At 62.7% G+C, this 18,350-nt stretch carries 19 protein-coding genes; 12 read left to right on the top strand and 7 right to left on the bottom strand.

What is annotated here, in order from left to right:
• The first annotated feature begins 31 nt into the window (after positions 1-31).
• From A9977_RS00220 to A9977_RS00265, 10 genes are all read left to right on the top strand, one after another.
• Positions 32-421 carry a hypothetical protein gene (locus A9977_RS00220; RefSeq protein ID WP_183022844.1) on the top strand — a complete coding sequence of 130 codons (390 nt, stop codon included), beginning with the start codon at positions 32-34 and terminating at the stop codon, positions 419-421.
• The gene (locus A9977_RS00225) at positions 418-1,842 is read left to right on the top strand and encodes a TolC family protein (RefSeq protein ID WP_183022845.1); all 1,425 of its coding nucleotides are present in this window, start codon (positions 418-420) and stop codon (positions 1,840-1,842) included. Before A9977_RS00220 ends, A9977_RS00225 begins: the two co-directional genes overlap by 4 nt.
• Before the next feature lie 35 nt (positions 1,843-1,877).
• A complete protein-coding gene (locus A9977_RS00230) occupies positions 1,878-3,293 on the top strand; it encodes a multicopper oxidase family protein (protein WP_183022846.1) in 1,416 nt (471 codons plus the stop codon).
• A 47-nt stretch (positions 3,294-3,340) separates the two neighbouring features.
• Entirely contained in the window at positions 3,341-3,826 is a 486-nt protein-coding gene (locus tag A9977_RS00235; RefSeq protein WP_183022847.1) for a plastocyanin/azurin family copper-binding protein, read from the top strand.
• 75 nt (positions 3,827-3,901) lie between these two features.
• Entirely contained in the window at positions 3,902-4,270 is a 369-nt protein-coding gene (locus tag A9977_RS00240; protein WP_183022848.1) for a copper-binding protein, read from the top strand.
• A 289-nt stretch (positions 4,271-4,559) separates the two neighbouring features.
• Positions 4,560-4,889, top strand: a complete 330-nt coding sequence (locus tag A9977_RS00245) for a four-helix bundle copper-binding protein (protein ID WP_183022849.1) — start codon at positions 4,560-4,562, stop codon at positions 4,887-4,889.
• Between the two features lie 24 nt (positions 4,890-4,913).
• Positions 4,914-5,300 (top strand): DUF305 domain-containing protein, encoded by a 387-nt coding sequence (locus A9977_RS00250; protein ID WP_259651745.1) that lies wholly within the window; start codon positions 4,914-4,916, stop codon positions 5,298-5,300.
• Between the two features lie 408 nt (positions 5,301-5,708).
• Positions 5,709-5,849: a hypothetical protein gene (locus A9977_RS00255; RefSeq protein WP_183022850.1), complete on the top strand. Its 141-nt coding sequence runs from the start codon at positions 5,709-5,711 to the stop codon at positions 5,847-5,849.
• Between the two features lie 54 nt (positions 5,850-5,903).
• On the top strand, positions 5,904-6,095 hold the full coding sequence (locus A9977_RS00260) for a heavy-metal-associated domain-containing protein (protein ID WP_183022851.1): 192 nt from the start codon (positions 5,904-5,906) through the stop codon (positions 6,093-6,095).
• A 116-nt stretch (positions 6,096-6,211) separates the two neighbouring features.
• Positions 6,212-8,608 (top strand): heavy metal translocating P-type ATPase, encoded by a 2,397-nt coding sequence (locus A9977_RS00265; protein ID WP_183022852.1) that lies wholly within the window; start codon positions 6,212-6,214, stop codon positions 8,606-8,608.
• A gap of 413 nt (positions 8,609-9,021) precedes the next feature.
• On the opposite strand, the gene A9977_RS00270 is transcribed toward A9977_RS00265, so the two are convergent.
• The 7 genes from A9977_RS00270 to A9977_RS00300 all read right to left on the bottom strand — a co-directional run bounded on the left by A9977_RS00270 (position 9,022) and on the right by A9977_RS00300 (position 16,427).
• Entirely contained in the window at positions 9,022-9,465 is a 444-nt protein-coding gene (locus A9977_RS00270) for a TetR family transcriptional regulator (protein WP_183022853.1), read from the bottom strand.
• A complete protein-coding gene (locus A9977_RS00275) occupies positions 9,462-11,300 on the bottom strand; it encodes a site-specific integrase (RefSeq protein ID WP_183022854.1) in 1,839 nt (612 codons plus the stop codon). The genes A9977_RS00270 and A9977_RS00275 overlap by 4 nt, the downstream gene beginning before the upstream one ends.
• Before the next feature lie 31 nt (positions 11,301-11,331).
• Positions 11,332-13,020, bottom strand: coding sequence for a hypothetical protein (locus A9977_RS00280; protein ID WP_183022855.1), 1,689 nt, complete (start codon positions 13,018-13,020; stop codon positions 11,332-11,334).
• Entirely contained in the window at positions 13,020-14,129 is a 1,110-nt protein-coding gene (locus tag A9977_RS00285) for a site-specific integrase (protein WP_220811405.1), read from the bottom strand. The genes A9977_RS00280 and A9977_RS00285 overlap by 1 nt, the downstream gene beginning before the upstream one ends.
• Positions 14,130-14,176: 47 nt before the next feature.
• Positions 14,177-14,476, bottom strand: coding sequence for a hypothetical protein (locus A9977_RS00290; protein WP_220811407.1), 300 nt, complete (start codon positions 14,474-14,476; stop codon positions 14,177-14,179).
• 107 nt (positions 14,477-14,583) lie between these two features.
• The gene (locus A9977_RS00295; protein ID WP_183022857.1) at positions 14,584-15,255 is read right to left on the bottom strand and encodes a hypothetical protein; all 672 of its coding nucleotides are present in this window, start codon (positions 15,253-15,255) and stop codon (positions 14,584-14,586) included.
• 5 nt (positions 15,256-15,260) lie between these two features.
• Positions 15,261-16,427 carry a ParB/Srx family N-terminal domain-containing protein gene (locus A9977_RS00300; RefSeq protein WP_183022858.1) on the bottom strand — a complete coding sequence of 389 codons (1,167 nt, stop codon included), beginning with the start codon at positions 16,425-16,427 and terminating at the stop codon, positions 15,261-15,263.
• Between the two features lie 193 nt (positions 16,428-16,620).
• On the opposite strand from A9977_RS00300, the gene istA reads away from it, so the two are divergent.
• Positions 16,621-18,132: an IS21 family transposase gene (gene istA, locus A9977_RS00305; protein ID WP_183022859.1), complete on the top strand. Its 1,512-nt coding sequence runs from the start codon at positions 16,621-16,623 to the stop codon at positions 18,130-18,132.
• Positions 18,125-18,350 (top strand): ATP-binding protein (locus A9977_RS00310; RefSeq protein ID WP_220811409.1); only part of this gene is annotated, 226 nt, incomplete at its 3' end. The genes istA and A9977_RS00310, both read left to right, overlap by 8 nt.

An 18,350-nucleotide genomic window follows, 5' to 3' on the forward strand; every position in this document is an offset into this window, starting at 1 on the left:
CGTACTCCGTTCATGAACTTGCGAGGACTCCATGTTCCATTCATCGCTGGCCCGTTGGCTGGCTGTTCTTCCCGCCATAGCGGCACTGGTCGCCGTGGCCCAGCCTGCGTCCACGCCGGCCACCGCGCCTGCGCCTTCTCACGCCGCCGCAACTGCGGCACCGCCGCAGGTCCTGACCTACAAATCCGCGCTCGACGGCTATCAACTCTTTGCTGCCGAAAAGCCCATTCCCTGGAAAGAGGCCAACGAGACGGTCTACCGCCGCGGCGGCTGGCAGGCCTACGCCAAGGAAGCATCGGGTACTGGCGCGGCCGAGGCCGAATCGCCCAAGAGCGGTACCGCTGCACCTGCCGCGCAACCTGGTCACTCGATGTCGATGCCCGGAATGTCAGGCATGCCTGAGAAAAAGGAGAAGCCATGAAGCGCGCTTTGCGTTTGACGGCCATTGCCGTCGCAGCCGCTTTCCTGGCCGGGTGTGCCTCGGTCGGTATCGACGACGCCTTGAAGGACACGAACACCAACGCGCAGCAGTTCACCGGCGGCAAGCTCGAGTTGAGCCGCACCCAGGAGCAGCGTGATCGCCGCGCGGCGCTGACGCAGGAACTACTGGCCAAGCCGCTGTCGCAGAACGACGCCGTGCAGCTCGCGCTAGCCAACAGCCCGTCCGTCCAGGCCCTGATTGCCCAGAGCTGGGGCGACATTGCCGCAGCCAACCAGGCCAGCCGGCTGCCCAATCCGATTTTTGCGTTCGAGCGAATGCGCATGAACAGCGAGCTCGAGCTCGGACGCCTGCTGTCTTTCGGACTGGTGGACCTCATCCTGCTGCCGCAGCGCTTATCGATCTCCAAGAGCCGGGCCAACCAGGCGAAGGTCCAGTTGACCGGCGCCGTGGTCGACCAGGTCACACAGGTCAAGCAGGCCTGGGTTCGGGCGGTCGCTGCACAGCAGTCGCTGCAGTACGCCGAGCAGGTCAACAAGTCGGCCCAGGCCAGCGCCGAGCTCGCGCGCCGGATGCAACTCATCGGAAATTTCAGCAAGCTTCAGCGCGCACGCCAACAGGTGTTCTACGCGGACGCGACGACCCAGCTGGCCTCGGCACAGCACGCGACCACCGCTGCGCGAGAGGAGTTGGTTCGTGCCCTGGGGCTGAACGATGAGCAGGCCGCCAAGTTAGCCCTGCCTGAACGTCTGCCCGACCTGCCCAAGGCCCCTCGCGAAGCGAAGGAAGTCGCGGGCACCGCGACCGAGCAGCGCCTCGATGTTCAGCTCGCACGCACTCAGCTGGACGTGGCGGGAAGATCGCAAGGCCTCAACCTGCTGTCGACTTTCATCGATGTCGAAGTGGGTGGTCGTCGCGACACGGTGTTCGACAACGCGGAAGGTACCAAGAGCACACGACGTGGCTTCGAACTCGACATCCGACTGCCGCTGTTCGACTGGGGTTCGGCGCAACGCGACGCGCTGAACGCGCAGTCGCTGGCCGCGGCCAACCGCTATGACGCCACCGTGCGCGGCGCCTCCTCGCAGCTGCGTGAAGGCTACTCGGCTTACCGCACGGCTTACGACATCGCGCGGCACTACCGCGACGAAATCGTTCCCCTGCGTCAGGCCATGGCCGACGAGAACGTGCTTCGCTACAACGGCATGCTGATCGGCGTCTTCGAGTTGCTGGCCGAAGCGCGCGACCAGATCTCCAGCGTGACCAACGCCATCAATGCCCAGCAGCAGTTCTGGCTGGCTGATGCCGCCCTCGCGGCATCAGTGATGGGAAAACCCACTTCCATGGGTGCTTCGACGGCCAGTTCGGGTGGCGAAGGCGCCGTCGCTGGCGCCGCCCACTAAGCCAGCACTTGAGCTCTCCAACCGATTTGAACGCCATGAAAAACAGACGCAATTTCCTGAGCGGTGCGGGTGCCATCACCGGCGCCATTGCCGCGGCCAGTGTGAGCAAGGTGGCGATGGCCGCCTTGCCCGAGCCTGTGCTCCAGACGACACCCAACACCATGCCGCCGCTGATGCCATCGAGCGGACGCCCCTACAACCCCGTAGTCACCCTCAATGGCTGGACCCTGCCCTGGCGCATGAACAACGGAGTCAAGGAGTTCCACCTCGTCGCCGAGCCCGTAGTGCGAGAAATGGCGCCGGGCTTCAAGGCCAACTTATGGGGCTACAACGGCCAGTCACCCGGGCCCACCATCGAAGTGGTGGAAGGCGACCGCGTGCGGATCTTCGTGACCAACAAGCTGCCAGAGCACACGAGCGTGCACTGGCACGGCCAGCGCCTGCCCAACGGCATGGACGGCGTCGTGGGCCTGAATCAGCCGCCAATCCGCCCGGGCAAGACCTTCGTCTACGAATTCGTGGCGCGCCGCCCTGGCACCTTCATGTACCACCCGCACGCGGACGAGATGACGCAGATGGCGATGGGAATGATGGGCTTCTGGGTGACACATCCGAAGGCCGAGCATCCGCTGATCGAGAAGGTGGACCGCGACTTCGTGTTTCTGCTCAACGCCTATGACGTCGAGCCTGGCAGCGCCACACCCAAGATCATGACGATGCTGGACTTCAACCTCTGGTCCTGGAACAGCCGGATCTTCCCTGGTATCGACTCGCTCAACGTCCGGCTCAACGACAAGGTGCGCATCCGCATCGGCAACCTGACGATGACGAACCACCCGATGCATTTGCACGGGCACGAGTTCCTGGTCACGGGGACCGACGGCGGCCCGACGCCCAAGTCTGCGCGCCAGTACGAGGTGACCACCGACTTGGCGGTCGGCCAGATGCGTCAAATCGAGTTTCTGGCCGACGAAGAAGGCGACTGGGCCTTCCACTGCCACAAGAGTCACCACACGATGAACGCAATGGGCCACGACGTGCCGACCATGATCGGCCTGGACCACAAGGACGTCGCGAAGCAAATCTCGAACCTGGTGCCGGACTACATGGTCATGGGCGAGCGCGGCATGGCCGACATGGCCGAGATGGAAATGCCGATCCCCGATAACACCGCGCGAATGATGACGGGCGAAGGTCCGTTCGGTTCAGTCGAGATGGGCGGCATGTTCAGCGTCGTCAAGGTGCGCAAAAACCAAAAGGCTGGCGACTACGCCAACCCCGGCTGGTTCAAGCACCCCAAGGGCACCGTCGCCTACGAACTGGACGGCCCGGCGCCCGAGACCTCGCGCCAGCGCGACGCCGGGGCGGCCGCGATGCCCGCTCAGAACATGCCCGCCAGGGACATCGAAGTTCAGATTCGCAAGCCCCCCAGCGGTCATTCCGGCCACTGACATTTCTCCGTTCCTTTTTCCGATCCTCCAACTCCCAAAGGAAAACCATGAAACACACCTTCCGCAACACCGCACTCGCAGCGCTGGTCGCTCTGGCAACCGCGGGCGCCTCCGCTTCGGGTACTCATGCCGGTGGCCATGACGCCGATGCCGCGATCGGCAAGCCTGGCGTGGCGACCAAGGCCACCCGCACGATCAAAGTCGACATGACCGACAGCATGCGCTTCACTCCCGCCGACCTCAGCGTGAAGCAGGGAGAGACCGTGCGCTTCGTCGTCAAGAACTCCGGCCAACTGAAGCACGAACTCGTGATCGGGACCGAGAAGGAGCTCAAGGAGCACTACGAAGTCATGAAGAAGAACCCGGAGATGGAGCACTCGGACCCGAACATGGTGACGCTCGCCGCAGGCAAGAGCGGCGAGATCGTCTGGCAATTCACCAAGGCCGGCAAGGTCGACTTCGCATGCCTGCAGCCCGGCCACTACGACATGGGCATGAAGGGCGCCGTGAACGTGACCAAGACCGGCAAGTAAGTGAGACGCTCCCGATGCGGGCCTCCCTCGAGTCGTGTCGGGACTCCAAATTCATTCATCTCCAAGGAGACTCTCATGTCGAACATTCGCATCGCACTCTTGGCATTCGTTGCCGCACTCTCGTTTGCTGGCGCGGCCAGCGCGCAGCCATCCAAATCCATGACCGACATGCCGGGCATGAGCGAGAAAACGCCAGTGGCCGGTGGCGCGGATGCGGCCTCGGAATTCAGCGAAGGCGAGATCCGCAAGGTCGACAAGGACAACAAGAAGCTCACGATCAAGCACGGTCCGCTCAAGAACCTCGATATGCCTGGCATGACGATGGTGTTCGGGGTCAAGGATGACGCCATGCTCGACAAGGTGGAGACCGGCGCCAAGGTCCGATTTCAGGCGGAAAAGATTGACGGCAAGATCGTTGTCACGAAGATCGAAGCCGCACGCTGAGCCGGGGTGGTCTGCCGGCGAGCCAGCTTCCTCCAGCACGCGGAAGCTGTCGGAAACTTGCAGCCATGACCGGGTTGACGTCCGACAGACGCCTGCTCGCGGCTTCGGCACTCTCCCGACAGGTCGGGTGACTTCTCAGTCGACATCGATCTCGCCGTCATATCGATCCGCGCCAAGCGGTTGTGCAAAGGTCTTTTCATATACACGCGACCCGTCGGGTCGCGCAAGCCGGGGCGATTCCATCGTCCCTCTCTGCCGATCGCCGGCCACTACGTAAAAGGAGACAACCATGTCACATGAAACCGACTCTGCGTGCATCGAGGCTTGCAATGAGTGTGCCGCCGCGTGCAATCGCTGCGCGGCGGCCTGCTTGAAAGAAGACAACGTCAAGATGATGTCCCGGTGCATCGCGCTGGACATGGATTGCGCGGAGATCTGTCAGTTCGCAGCCGCCGCGATCGCCCGCGGCAGCGAGTGGGCAACAGATATTTGCAAACTGTGCGCAGACATCTGCGAAGCCTGTGCGGAGGAGTGCGAGAAGCACAAGGCCCCGCACTGCCAGGCCTGCGCCAAGGCCTGTCGTGCCTGCGCGGTTGCGTGCCTTGAAATGACTCATTGATTTCACACTCACCAAGGAAAAACCATGAACGCCATAACTTTCAAGACCGTGGCGAGCGCCTGTGCGCTCGCAGCCTTTGCGCTGACCGCGGCGGCGCAAACGCAAACCCCCACTTCACCGACGCCAACGGGAATGTCTCCCGCACAAATGCAGAAGGGCGGCGGATCGGATGAGATGAAAAAGTCCATGATGAGTGGCATGGACGGCATGCAGAAGATGCAGATGTCGGGCGACACCGACAAGGACTTCGCGATGCTGATGAAGATGCATCACCAGCAGGCACTTGAGATGGCCAAGCCGGAGATCACGCACGGAGAATCGCCGGAGCTCAAAGCGATGGCGCGCAAGATCATCAAGGATCAAACCAAGGAAATCGCGCAACTAGATGCATGGATGAAAAAGAACCCCTGAGCGGTAAAACGCTTCGTGCGAGGCACGCTCACATTGATACCCAGGGCTCTCCCGGTCCGCATGGCGCAAGGTGACCGGCGGCAGCATTGTGCTGCGCCGGAACCCACACATACGGGATCACTAGGTTCATTCCCATCGACTACTTCCTGGCCGCCTGGTTCGCTCGACGGGTTACGTTGCTTGGACCAGTTGAGGAACAACCCTGAGCCTGCGGTGATGAAGTGGGGCTCTTCCTCGCACCCTGTATCTGGGTCCCGTGGGCCTGCTGCTCGACGTGATGACGGACAAGGAGCCTGCCCGTGGAGAGCATAAGGTGTTCGTCAAGCCGCTTCGGAAATAGGGTGTGGACTGATCGTGAAATACATCATGGGTTCCGCTTCAGGCCTTTTCATCTTTTAGCCGCTCTGCATGAAAAACACGTTGGGCGGCACCTACTGGGGGAATGTCAAGAAGTCATTCGCGCCCGAGTCCATTAGCATGAACGCGATGATGGCAGGCGTGGCCCACCTGATGGCACTGCTGATGGGGAAATCTGCGAGATCCGCTTGACCTTCACATTATGTGAAGCCTGACACTTGAATCACTTTCAGACAAGGAGTCCTCATGCATGAATTTGTCATCCAGTCGATGTCCTGTGGCGGCTGCGCAAGCCGGATCGCCCAGGCGGTTAAGAACTTGGACGCCAAGGCGAAGATCGAGGTTGACCTGCCGACCAAGACGGTGCGCATCGACAGCACCGAGGATCGTGCGTCCGTGACTGCGGCCCTGATGGAAGCAGGCTACCCGCCAAAGTGATCCGGCACGCACGTGGCCTCGGCCTACATCGGCTGATGCTGTGTCGTGCGGACCAGTGTGCACTGGATGGGGGCCTGCCGGAGGTGCGCACAACCAAATTTCGTTGGAGAGCTCGAATGAACCCTACGCCTCACAACCCGCATGAGCCCCACGAGGGGCATCATGGCGCGCACCCGCACAGCGCTGGAGGACCTTCCCATGACACCGATGCGGTTCTGAAGGATCCCGTTTGCGGGATGACGGTCACTGCGCAGTCGCCGCACGTCTTGCAGAACGGCGGCAAGCCGGTCTATTTCTGCAGCGCGGGTTGCAAGGCCAAGTTCGCAGCCGACCCGGCAAAGTACGGTGCACCGCCGACAGTCGCGCTCGCGCCTGTAGGTCCCGCGCAGCCTGCCCCCGCGGGCGCGATCTACACCTGCCCCATGCACCCGGAGGTCCGCCAGGACCATCCGGGCAATTGCCCCAAGTGCGGCATGACGCTGGAACCCGAGATGCCGACCCTCGACGAGGGAGAGGATCCCGAGCTCAAAGACTTCAAGCGACGCTTCATCTGGACCTTGCCGCTCACCGTCATCGTGACGGTGCTGGCGATGGCCGGCCACCGTTTGCAGTGGTTCGAGATGGGCACGCAGAGCTGGATCGAACTCGTGCTCACCATGCCGATCGTGCTCTGGGCCGGTTGGCCGTTCTTCAAACGCGCGGTGCAATCCGTGGCGAATCGCAGCCCGAACATGTGGACCCTGATCGGTCTCGGAACCGCCGCGGCCTTTGTCTACAGCGTCGTGGCCACAGTGGCCCCCGGGGTGTTTCCCGCGTCGTTCGTGTCGATGGGGCGTGTCTCGGTCTACTTCGAGGCCGCCGCGGTGATCATTTCTCTCACCCTGCTGGGCCAGATCCTCGAACTCAAGGCACGTTCGCAAACCTCCGCGGCGATCAAGTCGCTGTTGGGTCTCGCGCCCAAGACAGCACGCCGGATTGGCGTCGATGGCACCGAGGAAGACGTGCCGGTCAGCCACGTGCACGTCGGCGACAAGCTGCGCGTCAGGCCCGGGGAGAAGGTACCCGTGGACGGCATCGTGATCGAAGGCGGCAGTGCTGTCGACGAGTCGATGCTCACCGGCGAGCCGCTGCCCGTCACCAAGCGGGTTGGCGACAAGCTCATCGGCGCAACGCTGAACACCAACGGCGCATTGGTGATGCAGTCGGAAAGGGTTGGCTCGCAGACCGTCCTTGCGAGCATCGTGCAGATGGTCGTGCAGGCGCAGCGCTCCAGGGCGCCGATGCAACGCATGGCCGACCATGTAGCCGGCTATTTCGTCATGACTGTCATTGGCATCGCAGTGCTGACCTTCTTCGCCTGGGGGCTGTTCGGGCCGCAGCCGAGCTGGGTCTACGGTCTGATCAACGCGGTGGCAGTGCTCATCATCGCCTGCCCGTGTGCGCTCGGCCTGGCGACGCCGATGTCGATCATGGTGGCCACAGGCAAGGCAGCGACGCAGGGCGTGCTGTTCCGCGATGCCGCAGCAATCGAGAACTTCCGCAGGGTCGACACCCTCATCGTCGACAAGACAGGGACGTTGACGGAGGGCAGGCCGCAGTTCGAGCGCGCAGTGCCTTCACCTGGCTTCACCGAGGATGACGTGCTGCGCCTCGCGGCAAGCCTGGACCAGGGAAGCGAACACCCTCTGGCAGACGCCATCGTGCGCGCGGCGCGCGAGCGCAATCTCGCACTGACCTCGCCTGACGATTTTGAATCCAGCAGCGGCATCGGGGTCAGCGGCGGCGTAAGTGGCAGGAAGCTGGCACTCGGAAACACGGCGCTGATGGACCAGCTGCGCGTGGTGGTCGACGATCTGAAGCCGCAGGCCGAGGCGATGCGCGCGGAGGGCGCCAGTGTCATGTTCCTGGCGGTGGACGGTCAGTCTGCCGGCTTGCTCGCGGTATCGGATCCGATCAAGACCACCACCATGGAGGCGCTGACCGCGCTCAAGGCCTCGGGCATGCGGGTGATCATGGCGACGGGAGACGGGCTGACCACGGCCCGGGCCGTCGCCGCTAGGTTGGGTATCGACGAGGTGCACGGGGAAGTCAAACCGGCCGACAAGCTGGCCTTGGTGGAAAAGCTGCAGCGGGAGGGCCGCATCGTCGCGATGGCGGGTGACGGCATCAACGACGCACCCGCGCTCGCCAAGGCCGACGTCGGCGTGGCGATGGGCACCGGCACCGATGTGGCGATGAACAGCGCTCAGGTGACCCTGGTCAAGGGTGATCTGCGCGGCATCGCGCAGGCGCGTGTCATCTCCGAGCAGACCGTCGGCAACATGAAGCAGAACCTCGGCTTCGCATTCCTCTACAACGCCCTCGGTGTGCCGCTGGCCGCAGGCGTGCTGTTCCCGTTCACGGGCTGGCTGCTGTCGCCGATGATCGCGGCCTTGGCGATGAGCCTGAGCTCGGCGTCGGTCATCACAAATGCCTTGCGCTTGAGGCGGGAAAAAATTCACGCTCAAGGGTGACACGCCAACGGAGAATCGTCCGAGGGATGCTGATCAATGTTCGGCATCGTCGGATCTGAGGACATCCCGACCCGATTCGGTCGCAATTCCCCTCGACGACGCGCCGAGAGGTCTGAGGCCGCGCCTCCCAGGCTGGCTTCATGAACGTCCGCGTGCCTAGTCACATCCCCACTCTGTGTCCCACCAAAGCCGCGCGAGACCTCCATGAGCTTCGTCGCACTTGTGTTTGCCATCTGCGGAAACCCCGTTAGCCGTGGCGAGCACGTAGGACTGCGGGATGCTGCCGTCGGTTGCGATTACCCGCATATTTTTTGCAGCGCATCAGTATGGTTGCCCGTCCCGGTAAAGCGCGCCGGGATCAGTCCGTGCGCCCGCCATTGAAGTAACACCCAAAACTGCAGTTTCCGTCTCATTCATGAGCGCTTCCGGGCCTTTGCGATTTGCACCACTTTGCCCGCCGCGACCGCCTCCAGCACGCTGATCTGAGTCATCAGCGTCATGTTGACCGAGGCGAGCTTGTCTAGGTCCTCCTTGAGCTTGACGATCACCTCTCTGAGCGCCTTGTTGGCAACACGCTCGGCCACCAAGGCGCTGCGCTTCTCATCGCGTTGCTCGCGCGTGCCCCGCCCCACGATGCGCCTGATCGCCTCGGCGATGTCCGGGTACGTGTTGTGGATGAGCGGCGCCGCAACACCAACCTCCCTCGCGACGGCGCTGATGCTGATCTTCAGGCCGAGATTCTGTAGCCTGAGGATGGCGCATTGGAGGTCTTCCTTGGTCTTCAGCCCATTCCTGCCCCTGGACGTCCTGGACGGCGCGTCCGTGGATGATGCCGGTTGCGTCGGCCCCTTCTTCATCGGGCCCCCTCACCCATTTCGAGGGAGCTAAGCCCGTCCACAGGCATCGGGGTGACGCCGAGTTCCTCCAGAACCCTTCGAGACAGCCGAACCTCGCGCTGAGCGCGTTGCTGGACCGCGGGGCCGGCATCATCCAGATCCAGTAGTTCAAGCTGTTGCGCGTGGATGCCCTGCCAGACCGAGGCGAAGCTTTCGTCGATCACACCGCTCTTGCAGTCAACGCACCGCGTGGCCTCGTACAGCCCGGCTCCGCCGCAGCCTCTTTCCTGCGCCAGGCACCAGGCGTGCCCAGTTGGACGGATGTGGATCGAGTCCGCTGTGTGCTTCAGCAGCAGCGCGCGATCTGCAATCGGGATCGCTCTGAGTTCCGTGATCTTTCGGCCCGCACCGCCGCTGAGTGGAGCGTCGCTCAGCCACGACTCCATTATTTCGACCTTGAGGCAGGACATCTCGTCGATGAACTCGCCGTAGAGCCCTGCGTCCTGTAGAGGGTTGGCTGCGTAGAGCTGCGTCATGCTCATGCTGGTGTGCTTGAGCTGCCACTTCAGGAAGATGAGCGAGACTCGCCCCATCTTAGATTCCACGAACATTCGGGCGTAGGTCCGGCGGCATTGGTGGCTGGTGAGATTCCAGTTCGTGCCCGCAGCTCGAGCGAGTCGGTCTAAGGCCAACCCGCATCCCATCTCGGTCAAGACATCGATGCGGCCGCCCGCCCCGGATCCGTCATCTCCGCCATGGACGTTCGCTCCTATGAACAGCTTCTTCGCGCTCTTTCTTGCCCTGTACAGACGCTGCAAGCATTCCCGAGGATCGGGGCCCTCAACTTCGGCTTCGAGCCGCCGTCTATTGATCTCCCGGGCCAGACGCTCCTGCAGCGGCTTCGCGTACCGCTGGACGATGCGCAGCGCGTTGAGTGTTTCGGGTGGCGCGAGGTACTCGACCAAGCCTTTGCCGGTTTTTTGCTCCACGGTCCTGACCCAGTGGTAGGTCACGCCCTTGACCTTTTCCGTGCGCCAGCTGTCGTTCTCCAGCCCCGTGGCTTCAGAGTTGCGCATGCCGGTGCTGATAGATAGCAGGTACAAACCCGCATCGCGGATGCGTAGCAGCGCGTCGTCCAACGGCGCGATCTTCCCGGCATCTCGGGCGTCGAGCAGCGCGTCGGCCTCGCCGATGACGCGTTCGCAATAGTTGAAGATTGCCGACTGAACCGTCGGCGGAATGACCGGCGTCTTGCCTGTGCGTTCAGTGGCTGCGGGTTTGCCGCGGACCTCCATCCTGCCCGCGACAACGCCGAGGTTCAACTCTCCCCATGGATACTCCGGCATCGCGTATTTTGTGTCGACCCGGAACGCCCACAGCAGGTCCAACAGCGCCAAGCGGTTATAGACAGCGGTTGGCTTGAGCCTGAGGTCTTCCTTGCAGAAATGCAGGTAGTTGCTGATGTGGATTGGCCGAATCTGATCGAAGCGCTTCAGACCCATGCCGGCCAGCCAGCGCAATGTCCGCGAGCCATCCCTCACGGCCGAGCACAACGACCTGGCTCCTGGCGGCTTCCAGGGTGGACGGCCTCGCTTGAACCAGGCATAGAGCACGGCCTTGAAGTCGTCCACCAACGCCGCCGGGCAATCCTCAGGCCAGATGACGACCTGCCTGCTTTCAGGCACGTTGTCGAGCTTGAAGAGGCTGCGCAGGTCCCATCGGGTGTCGCCGAAGCGGCTAACCACGTGTTCTGTTCCGTTGTGGTCCGCGACGGCCGCTACCACGATCGAGGCTCGATCACGATCGGACAGACCCACGAGCGACACCGGTTGCGCGCCGACCAGTTCGTAGGCCACCGGGATCCGCGGCGCGGCCTGCTGGCTTTCCCTAGCTCCCACGAGACACTCCCTCGCTTGAGGAGCGCGAGCGCCTCGCCCGCCCCATCCTCAGAATCCAGAATTTGTGGGGCCCGCGATCGACCAATGCCTTGGCCTCAGCCACCAACTTTTCGCCGAAGTGCTCGATCGTGAACCGGTCGATCAGGTCGATGAGGCGATGGTGGTGATCGCGCCATTCGGACCACTCGTCTGAGGTGTAGTACGCAGCCTCGGCACGCAAGTAGATCTGGAAGCTGAAGAGGCGGTGCAGGTCCTTGACCGTGCCCACGATGGCATAGCTCGGGCACCCCAGGCAATGAGTGAACTGCTCGCAATGATTGCTGCCATCTTTGGGCGCCTTGTCGCCATAAAGCGTGTCCTTGCAGCCGCCAGTGGGGGTGTTCTTCAACTGGTTTTCGGCTGTCGGGATCACCTCGTCGCTAGAGACCCATCCACGCAGTTTGGCGGGCAACGCCTCACCAACGAACACAGCGCCTTCCGCCTTCATTCGGTCATCCAGCCGCAGGTAGTTCTGGTCGGCCACCTGGGGGGAATGTCCCATCACATCTGCAACGGCGAATAGATCCCCATCGCTCAGGCGCCACAGGCTCTGCGACATCGTCTTGCGCAGCCGGCTGAGGTTCAACCTCAACGCGACTCCGTCGTCGCTGAGCACCTGCCGTCGCTCAATCAACACCTTCATTCCAGTCTGGATCGCTCTTTCGGATAGACAGGTGATCTGGCCGCGGGCACCTCCTCGCCCAGAACGGTAGAGCCACAGGCGCTCCCTCAGCGCGACTGGCGCCTCGGCCAACAGGGGTTGGGTCATCTCCAGGACGCGGTTCAAGACTGCCACCCCATCCAACGGCAAGGTCGCTTGCTCAGCGTTGGCCCTGGAGAAGCGCAGAGCCTTCAGTTGCGTATTGCGCCCGCGATGCTTGTGACTCTCCAACACGCGCATATTCGGCAAGGGATGGGGACGCAGGCAATCGCGACCCAACTCCAGCAGTGGCGTCGTGTTCATGCCCGAACGCATCGCAATGATCAGCATGAAGTCGGTCAGGGCTTGCGACATGGGCACGACGAGACGACCATGGTGGATGTCGGCAATGTCGGCTTTGAGCGCTGCGGCCAAGCGCTGCATTTCCGCATTGCTCAAGGGTATTTCGCCCCGCATGCTGCCGTTCGATCCCGGGAAGGGGTTCTGCGGAAACAAGCTCTTGCTGTCTGCGCGCAGGTGACCCCGATCGATAAGGCAGATCAAGACGGCCTTGGCCCGGCTATGTATGCCCTTGGCTGTTGCGCCACGCGGATGCCGATGCTTCAACCAACTCACGAACTGCGTGAGATGCTGCGGAACCAGATCGCAGGGACGGGCGGCAAGGGGCTCGGCTCGGGAGGTGGTCAGGAACTCGAAGAGGGCAGGAAGGCCGTTCTTTCCGTAGCTCACGACCGTGGTGGCCTGCACGCTGCCCCCTCTCAGCAGCGACTGCAGGGTGCTCACGCAGGGCCACACCCATTCGTCTATGCCTCTACCGAGCCAGGGCGCAAGGTCGATGTTGCGCCTTCCGGTGGAGTTTCGGCCGCCGGGCGGCAGGTTTTCCTCGATGTTGATGCGCGCGCAGAGGGGCTCGTTGGTTTCAGCCAGCGAAGCTGATGCAGTGACCAGCGAAGTTGTGTAGTTCTTCCTTCTGGCCATCAAGCGGCTTTCGGTGCAGCGTTCTCAAACAGCTGGTCGATCTCGTCCTCGTGCGCGAGCACCATTTGCGCACTCAGCTGGTTGATCACGTGCAAGTAGACTGCCGTCGTTTGCACGTCGGAATGTCCCATGCGGTCCCGCACGTAGAGCAGCGGCTCCCCCGCGAAGTCCCTGTTCTTCCTGAGCCTCGCCAGGGTGTATGTGCCGTAGGTGTGACGCAGCATGTGGGCGCGGATGCGGAATCCCATCTTGCGCTCGATCGCCTTGAAGACCTCCACGATTGCTGGCCTGGTGTACGGCCTTCCCAACTCGTTCAAGATCAAGCAGGGGGTCGGCATTCCAGACCTCTGGCGCAGCACCTCGCGCTGGTACAAGGTGTAGGAGTACATGTCCTCCATCAGCGTATAGGGCACATCGACGCTGCGAGGCTTGTCGTACTTTATCTTCATGTCCGCCGGATCCAAGTCGAGCCGGATCATATGACCCGGCTTCACAGCAACCGCGCCCTTGGGGTTGAAGACGTATTTCAGCGGAAAGGTTCTGGCCTCCACCGACCGCAGGCCGACCCGCTCCATGAGATCAAACAACAAGCGATGACTAGCTCTGAGCTCCTGCACTCGGCAGGCGCCGACCTGCTCCTTCGTTAAGAATTCTGGGGGACGTGTCCACTCCCGTGCCATAACCGCCGGCCTCCCTACAACCCCGCCCGATTGATCGACGTGAGCGAGGAAGCTCTGAGCCGCGCGAGTCGTCCGCACGTCCTCATAAGCGAACGGCAGATGATCAATATGTCCTTTTTTCTTGGCCCACTCGTAGAACTTCACGACAAGCCTCAGTCGCTGGTTGACGGTGGAAGGATTCAAGGACAACTCACCCAAGGACCAGTCCTTGTATCTGGCCACCACGCTCAATCCCGGCGCTCTCGCGTTCTCGTTCCAAGCCAGCTTGTTGGCGTCGAGAAAGGCGAAGAAATCATAGAGACGCCTTCCGTAGTCTTCCCAGGTCAGTGGACTGTCAGCACCATGTCGCTCGAGCAACAGATGCGCGATGAACGATTGTGCTGGTTCGAGCGGTCGCATGTCGTCCCCCAACAGAATGGGAAGGTCCATGACCGGCCGCCCCATTAACACAAGGTCCTTGGTCGAGAAGACCAGCCTCAAAAGTCGCGCTCCCACAGCAGAGACACGGCGCCTTTAAAGGGGAGGCCAAACAGGTGCATCGCAACGTCCACAGCGCCTCCAGATCCTTGTCCTTTTCGCGTGTCGAAGAATTTGGGCCCACTGACCAGCAGTTCCCAATCGTGGCCACCCGCGCTCACGTGCAGCCGCTCTGTCCCGACGACGCCGATGGGTCTATACGTCCGGTCTTCTTTGACGTGCTCTGCCAGTTCGCACAGCGCCACCCGGGCATCAAGCGATGGCCATCGCGACAGATTCAAGTTGTCCACAGAGTTCATCCTCCTCCGGACCCCCTCCTGCTATTCGTCTTAGAGAGACAACGCCACAGAATACCCAGATGTCGGTCAAACACCATGAACTTTACTTACGTCACACACCATCAAGATCACCAGTCCGCCATGTCGACGCTGAGCGCGTCTGCAAGTGCGTCCGTGCTGTTGTAGGTAGCCTGCTCGCGGCCATGCATCGCGTCGAGCGAACTGGCCGCGCAGAAGGCCAGAAGCTCCATGAGCTTGGCGTCGTCCTGAGACAGAAGCCATGCAAAGATGCCTTGACCCGGGACCTCATCACCAACACGGTTGGCGGCTGCTTCGAGGACCGCTGCGGCCTGCGACTCCGCGTAGTCGCTTGCGCGGGCGTCCAGCGGCGTGTTCTTCGTCAGGGTGGCCGACAACTTGAGCGGGCAGTCGCTACCGTAGTAGCGGTGCGAGGAAACGTTCGGCTCGATCAGGCGGTGCACCACCAGGGCCAGCGCGACATGTGCGTTGTCCACCAGAGCAGCCTGCAGCGCCGCAGTGCGATGCGCCGTCAGGTCATGCATCAGGCGTTCCGAAAAAGCGGCGCGCTCACCGCCGGCACCACCACCGACAGCGTTCGTGTTCTGCAGGTGCGCCGGCACCGGCTTGCCCGACTTCTTGAGCTCGGCAACGATGGCTTTGCGGTCGGCGGGACGCATCAGACCGCGCTTGATTTCGATGGCGCCTCGTCCATCGATGGTGACGATGACCCCGCAAGTCGCCAACTGTTTTGCACTCCATTCGGCCAGGAGGGATTGCACCTCCGCTAGGCCTGACGGATCGAGGCCGCATGCTCCTTGGCCTCTTCGCGCGGTGCTGCGGCCGCAGCCTCGGCGGCGCTTCCTGCAGGTGCCGCATGCCATGCACGCTCCAAGGGTTCGATGAGCATGCGCGCGGCTTCTGCTGCAGCCTTCCATTCTTCGATGCCTGCGGCTTCCTCATCGCTCGCCCTGCGCACGCGCGGACGTTCCTGGTCGAAGCGGTTCATCATCTGATGGTCCACACTCATGTGGACTTCAACCCAGGACCAGCCCGCAGCGCGTTCTTCTTCGGCGACGGCTTCCAGCCGGTCCATCGCCAGTTTCTGCGCCAGGGCGGGGTCCTGGAACCAGCAATCCCCATCGTCGGCAAAAAGATCGCGCCGCACCGCGCCACCTGCGGCAATGTAAGCATCCACGCCCACGAATTTGGCGAGATGGCTGTTGCCCTCAAGCTCCTTTTCGGTGAGGGCTTCACGGATCATGTACGCCGAGCGCTGATAGGTGGGGAGGGAGTCCCAAGCCGCGATCTGCGCGTCATGGTCCCTAGCCAAGCTCAGCGCCTGCAGTTGGTCCATGTCGATCGAATCTTCGCGCAGCATCTGCAGGAAGCGCGGCGCGACGCCTGCGAGGGTCAGCCGACGCTGCACCGTCAGCGGCGAGACGCCGAAGCGGACTGCGACCTGCTTTTCGGTCAAGCCCGTGGCGATCAACGATGCGAAGGTTTCGATCTGATCCGCGACGTGCATTTCTTCGCGGCCCGAGTTTTCAGCAGCGGACACCTCGACCGCCCGGGACTGGTCCACCAACTTGCATTCGACCTGCGCGTCCAGCGGGAGACTGAGCGTCACGCCCAGGTCTGCAAGCTGCTTGAGCGAAGCCTGTTCACCGACACCGGCCAGCAGTTCCAGCGCCTCCAGGCGCCGGCCCCCGGCCTCGACAGAAAAACGACCTTCGCCTGCGTCCGTTACGCACAAGCGCTGCAGCAGCCCTTGCGATGCGATCAGCGCGGCAAGCTCGGGAATGCTGGTCTTGTTGCGCGTCCGTCGCACGTTCGTCGGAGAGAGGAACAGACGGTTCAGGGGAATGAGCACATCACGGCCCTGCAACTGCGCGGCGTCGGCGTGCCGGGTGTCGTCGTGTTGTTGGTCAGCGGTTTGCGAATCGAATGCCATTTGGTTTCCTTGAATTAAAAAGCTACCGGTCCCTAGATTTCGAGCCCCTCGAAGAGGGTTTCGAGGGCGTCAGGCTTGTTGGCGCCGACCGGAAACTGAGCCAGTTTTGTAGGTAGTGCCGAAGTAAAAGTGAGCCAGGTGTTCAACCTACCCTGCTGTTTATTTAAGCAGCGGGGTTCGAGGAGTGATCACCATGGACATGATTGGCAGGATCCGACGGCTGCACGTGAGGGACAAGCTGTCGGAGCGAGAGATAGCGCGCATGACGGGGCTGTCGCGCAACACGGTGTCGAAGTGGCTGCGGGCACCGGTTGCCGAGGCACCGAAGTACCGGCGCGAAGCGCGCCCGAACAAGCTCAGTGCGTTCGAGGCAACGCTGAAGCAGGCATTGACGGCTGATGCGCGACGGGCCAAGCACGAGAGGCGCACGGCACGTGCGCTGCACACCGAGATCAAGGCGGCGGGCTACGACGGCGGTTACTCGGCCGTCACTGACTTCGTTCGAGCGTGGCGCCAGGGCGAGGGACAGGCAGTCAACGTCACCGCGTTCGTTCCACTGACCTTCGAGCTCGGCGAGGCCTTCCAGTTCGATTGGAGCGAAGAAGGCCTGGTCGTCGGCGGCATCTACTACCGTATGCAGGTGTCGCACCTGAAGCTGTGCGCGAGCCGTGCGTTCTGGCTGGTGGCGTACCCGAGCCAAGGTCACGAGATGCTGTTCGATGCCCACACGAGGTCGTTTGCAGCGCTGGGTGGTGTGGCGCGCCGCGGGATCTACGACAACATGCGCACTGCCGTCGATAAGGTTCACAAGGGTAAGGGTCGCACCGTCAATGCCCGCTTCGCCGTGATGTGCGCGCACTACCTGTACGACCCCGACTTCTGCAACGTCGCCTCGGGCTGGGAGAAGGGGCGCGTGGAGAAGAACGTACAGGACAGCCGTCGGCGCATCTGGATCGAGGCGGGCCGGCGCCGCTTCGGCTCCTTCGTCGAACTCAATGCCTGGCTGGCGGAGCGATGCCGAGCACTGTGGAACGAGGTGCGCCACCCCGAGCACAGCCAGTTCAGCGTGGCCGAGATGCTCGAGCACGAGCGTCCCCACCTGATGCCCATGCCTGAGCCCTTCGATGGCTACGTAGAGAAGCCTGCCCGGGTGTCGAGCACGTGCCTGGTGTCGGTGGCACGCAACCGCTACTCGGTGCCCTGCGAGCTGGCCGGGCAGATGGTCAGCACGCGGCTGTATCCGGGCAGCGTCGTGGTGGTCGCAGAAGACGCGGCAGTGGCGCGCCACGAGCGCCTGAGCGCCTCTGGCGGCACCCGCTACGACTGGCAGCACTACATTCCGCTCATCCAGCGCAAGCCTGGTGCATTGAGGAACGGTGCGCCCTTCGCAGACATGCCCGAGGCACTGCAGCAACTGCGCCGCGGCCTGCTGCGCCAGGCCGGTGGAGATCGCGTGATGGCGCAGGTGTTGGCCATCGTGCCGACGGCGGGGCTGGACGCGGTGATCGTGGCGGTCGAGTTGGCGCTGGAGAGTGGTCCGCCATCGGGCCGGGTCAGCGTGGAGCACGTCGTCAATGTGCTCGGGCGGCTCACCGCACCGGCAGCACCGCAGAGTGCGCAGACGGCACTGCAGATCGTCACCCCGCCGCTGGCCAACACGGCCCGATACGACGGCTTGCGTGGACAGGAGGTGGACCATGCGTGACGTGACAGTCGAACTCAAGGCGTTGCGCCTGCACGGCATGGCCAGTGCCTGGTGCGATCTGGCGGAGCAAGGTGCCGCGTCCGGCTTGGATGCCTCTCGCTGGCTGGTCGAGCACCTGCTGCAGGCGGAGACCACAGACCGTTCGATGCGTTCGGTCCAGCACCAGATGAACTCGGCGCGCTTCCCCGTGCACCGGGATCTGGCCGGCTTCGACTTCG

It is taken from the genome of Variovorax sp. UMC13, from assembly GCF_014170375.1.
Taxonomy (GTDB): domain Bacteria; phylum Pseudomonadota; class Gammaproteobacteria; order Burkholderiales; family Burkholderiaceae_C; genus Variovorax.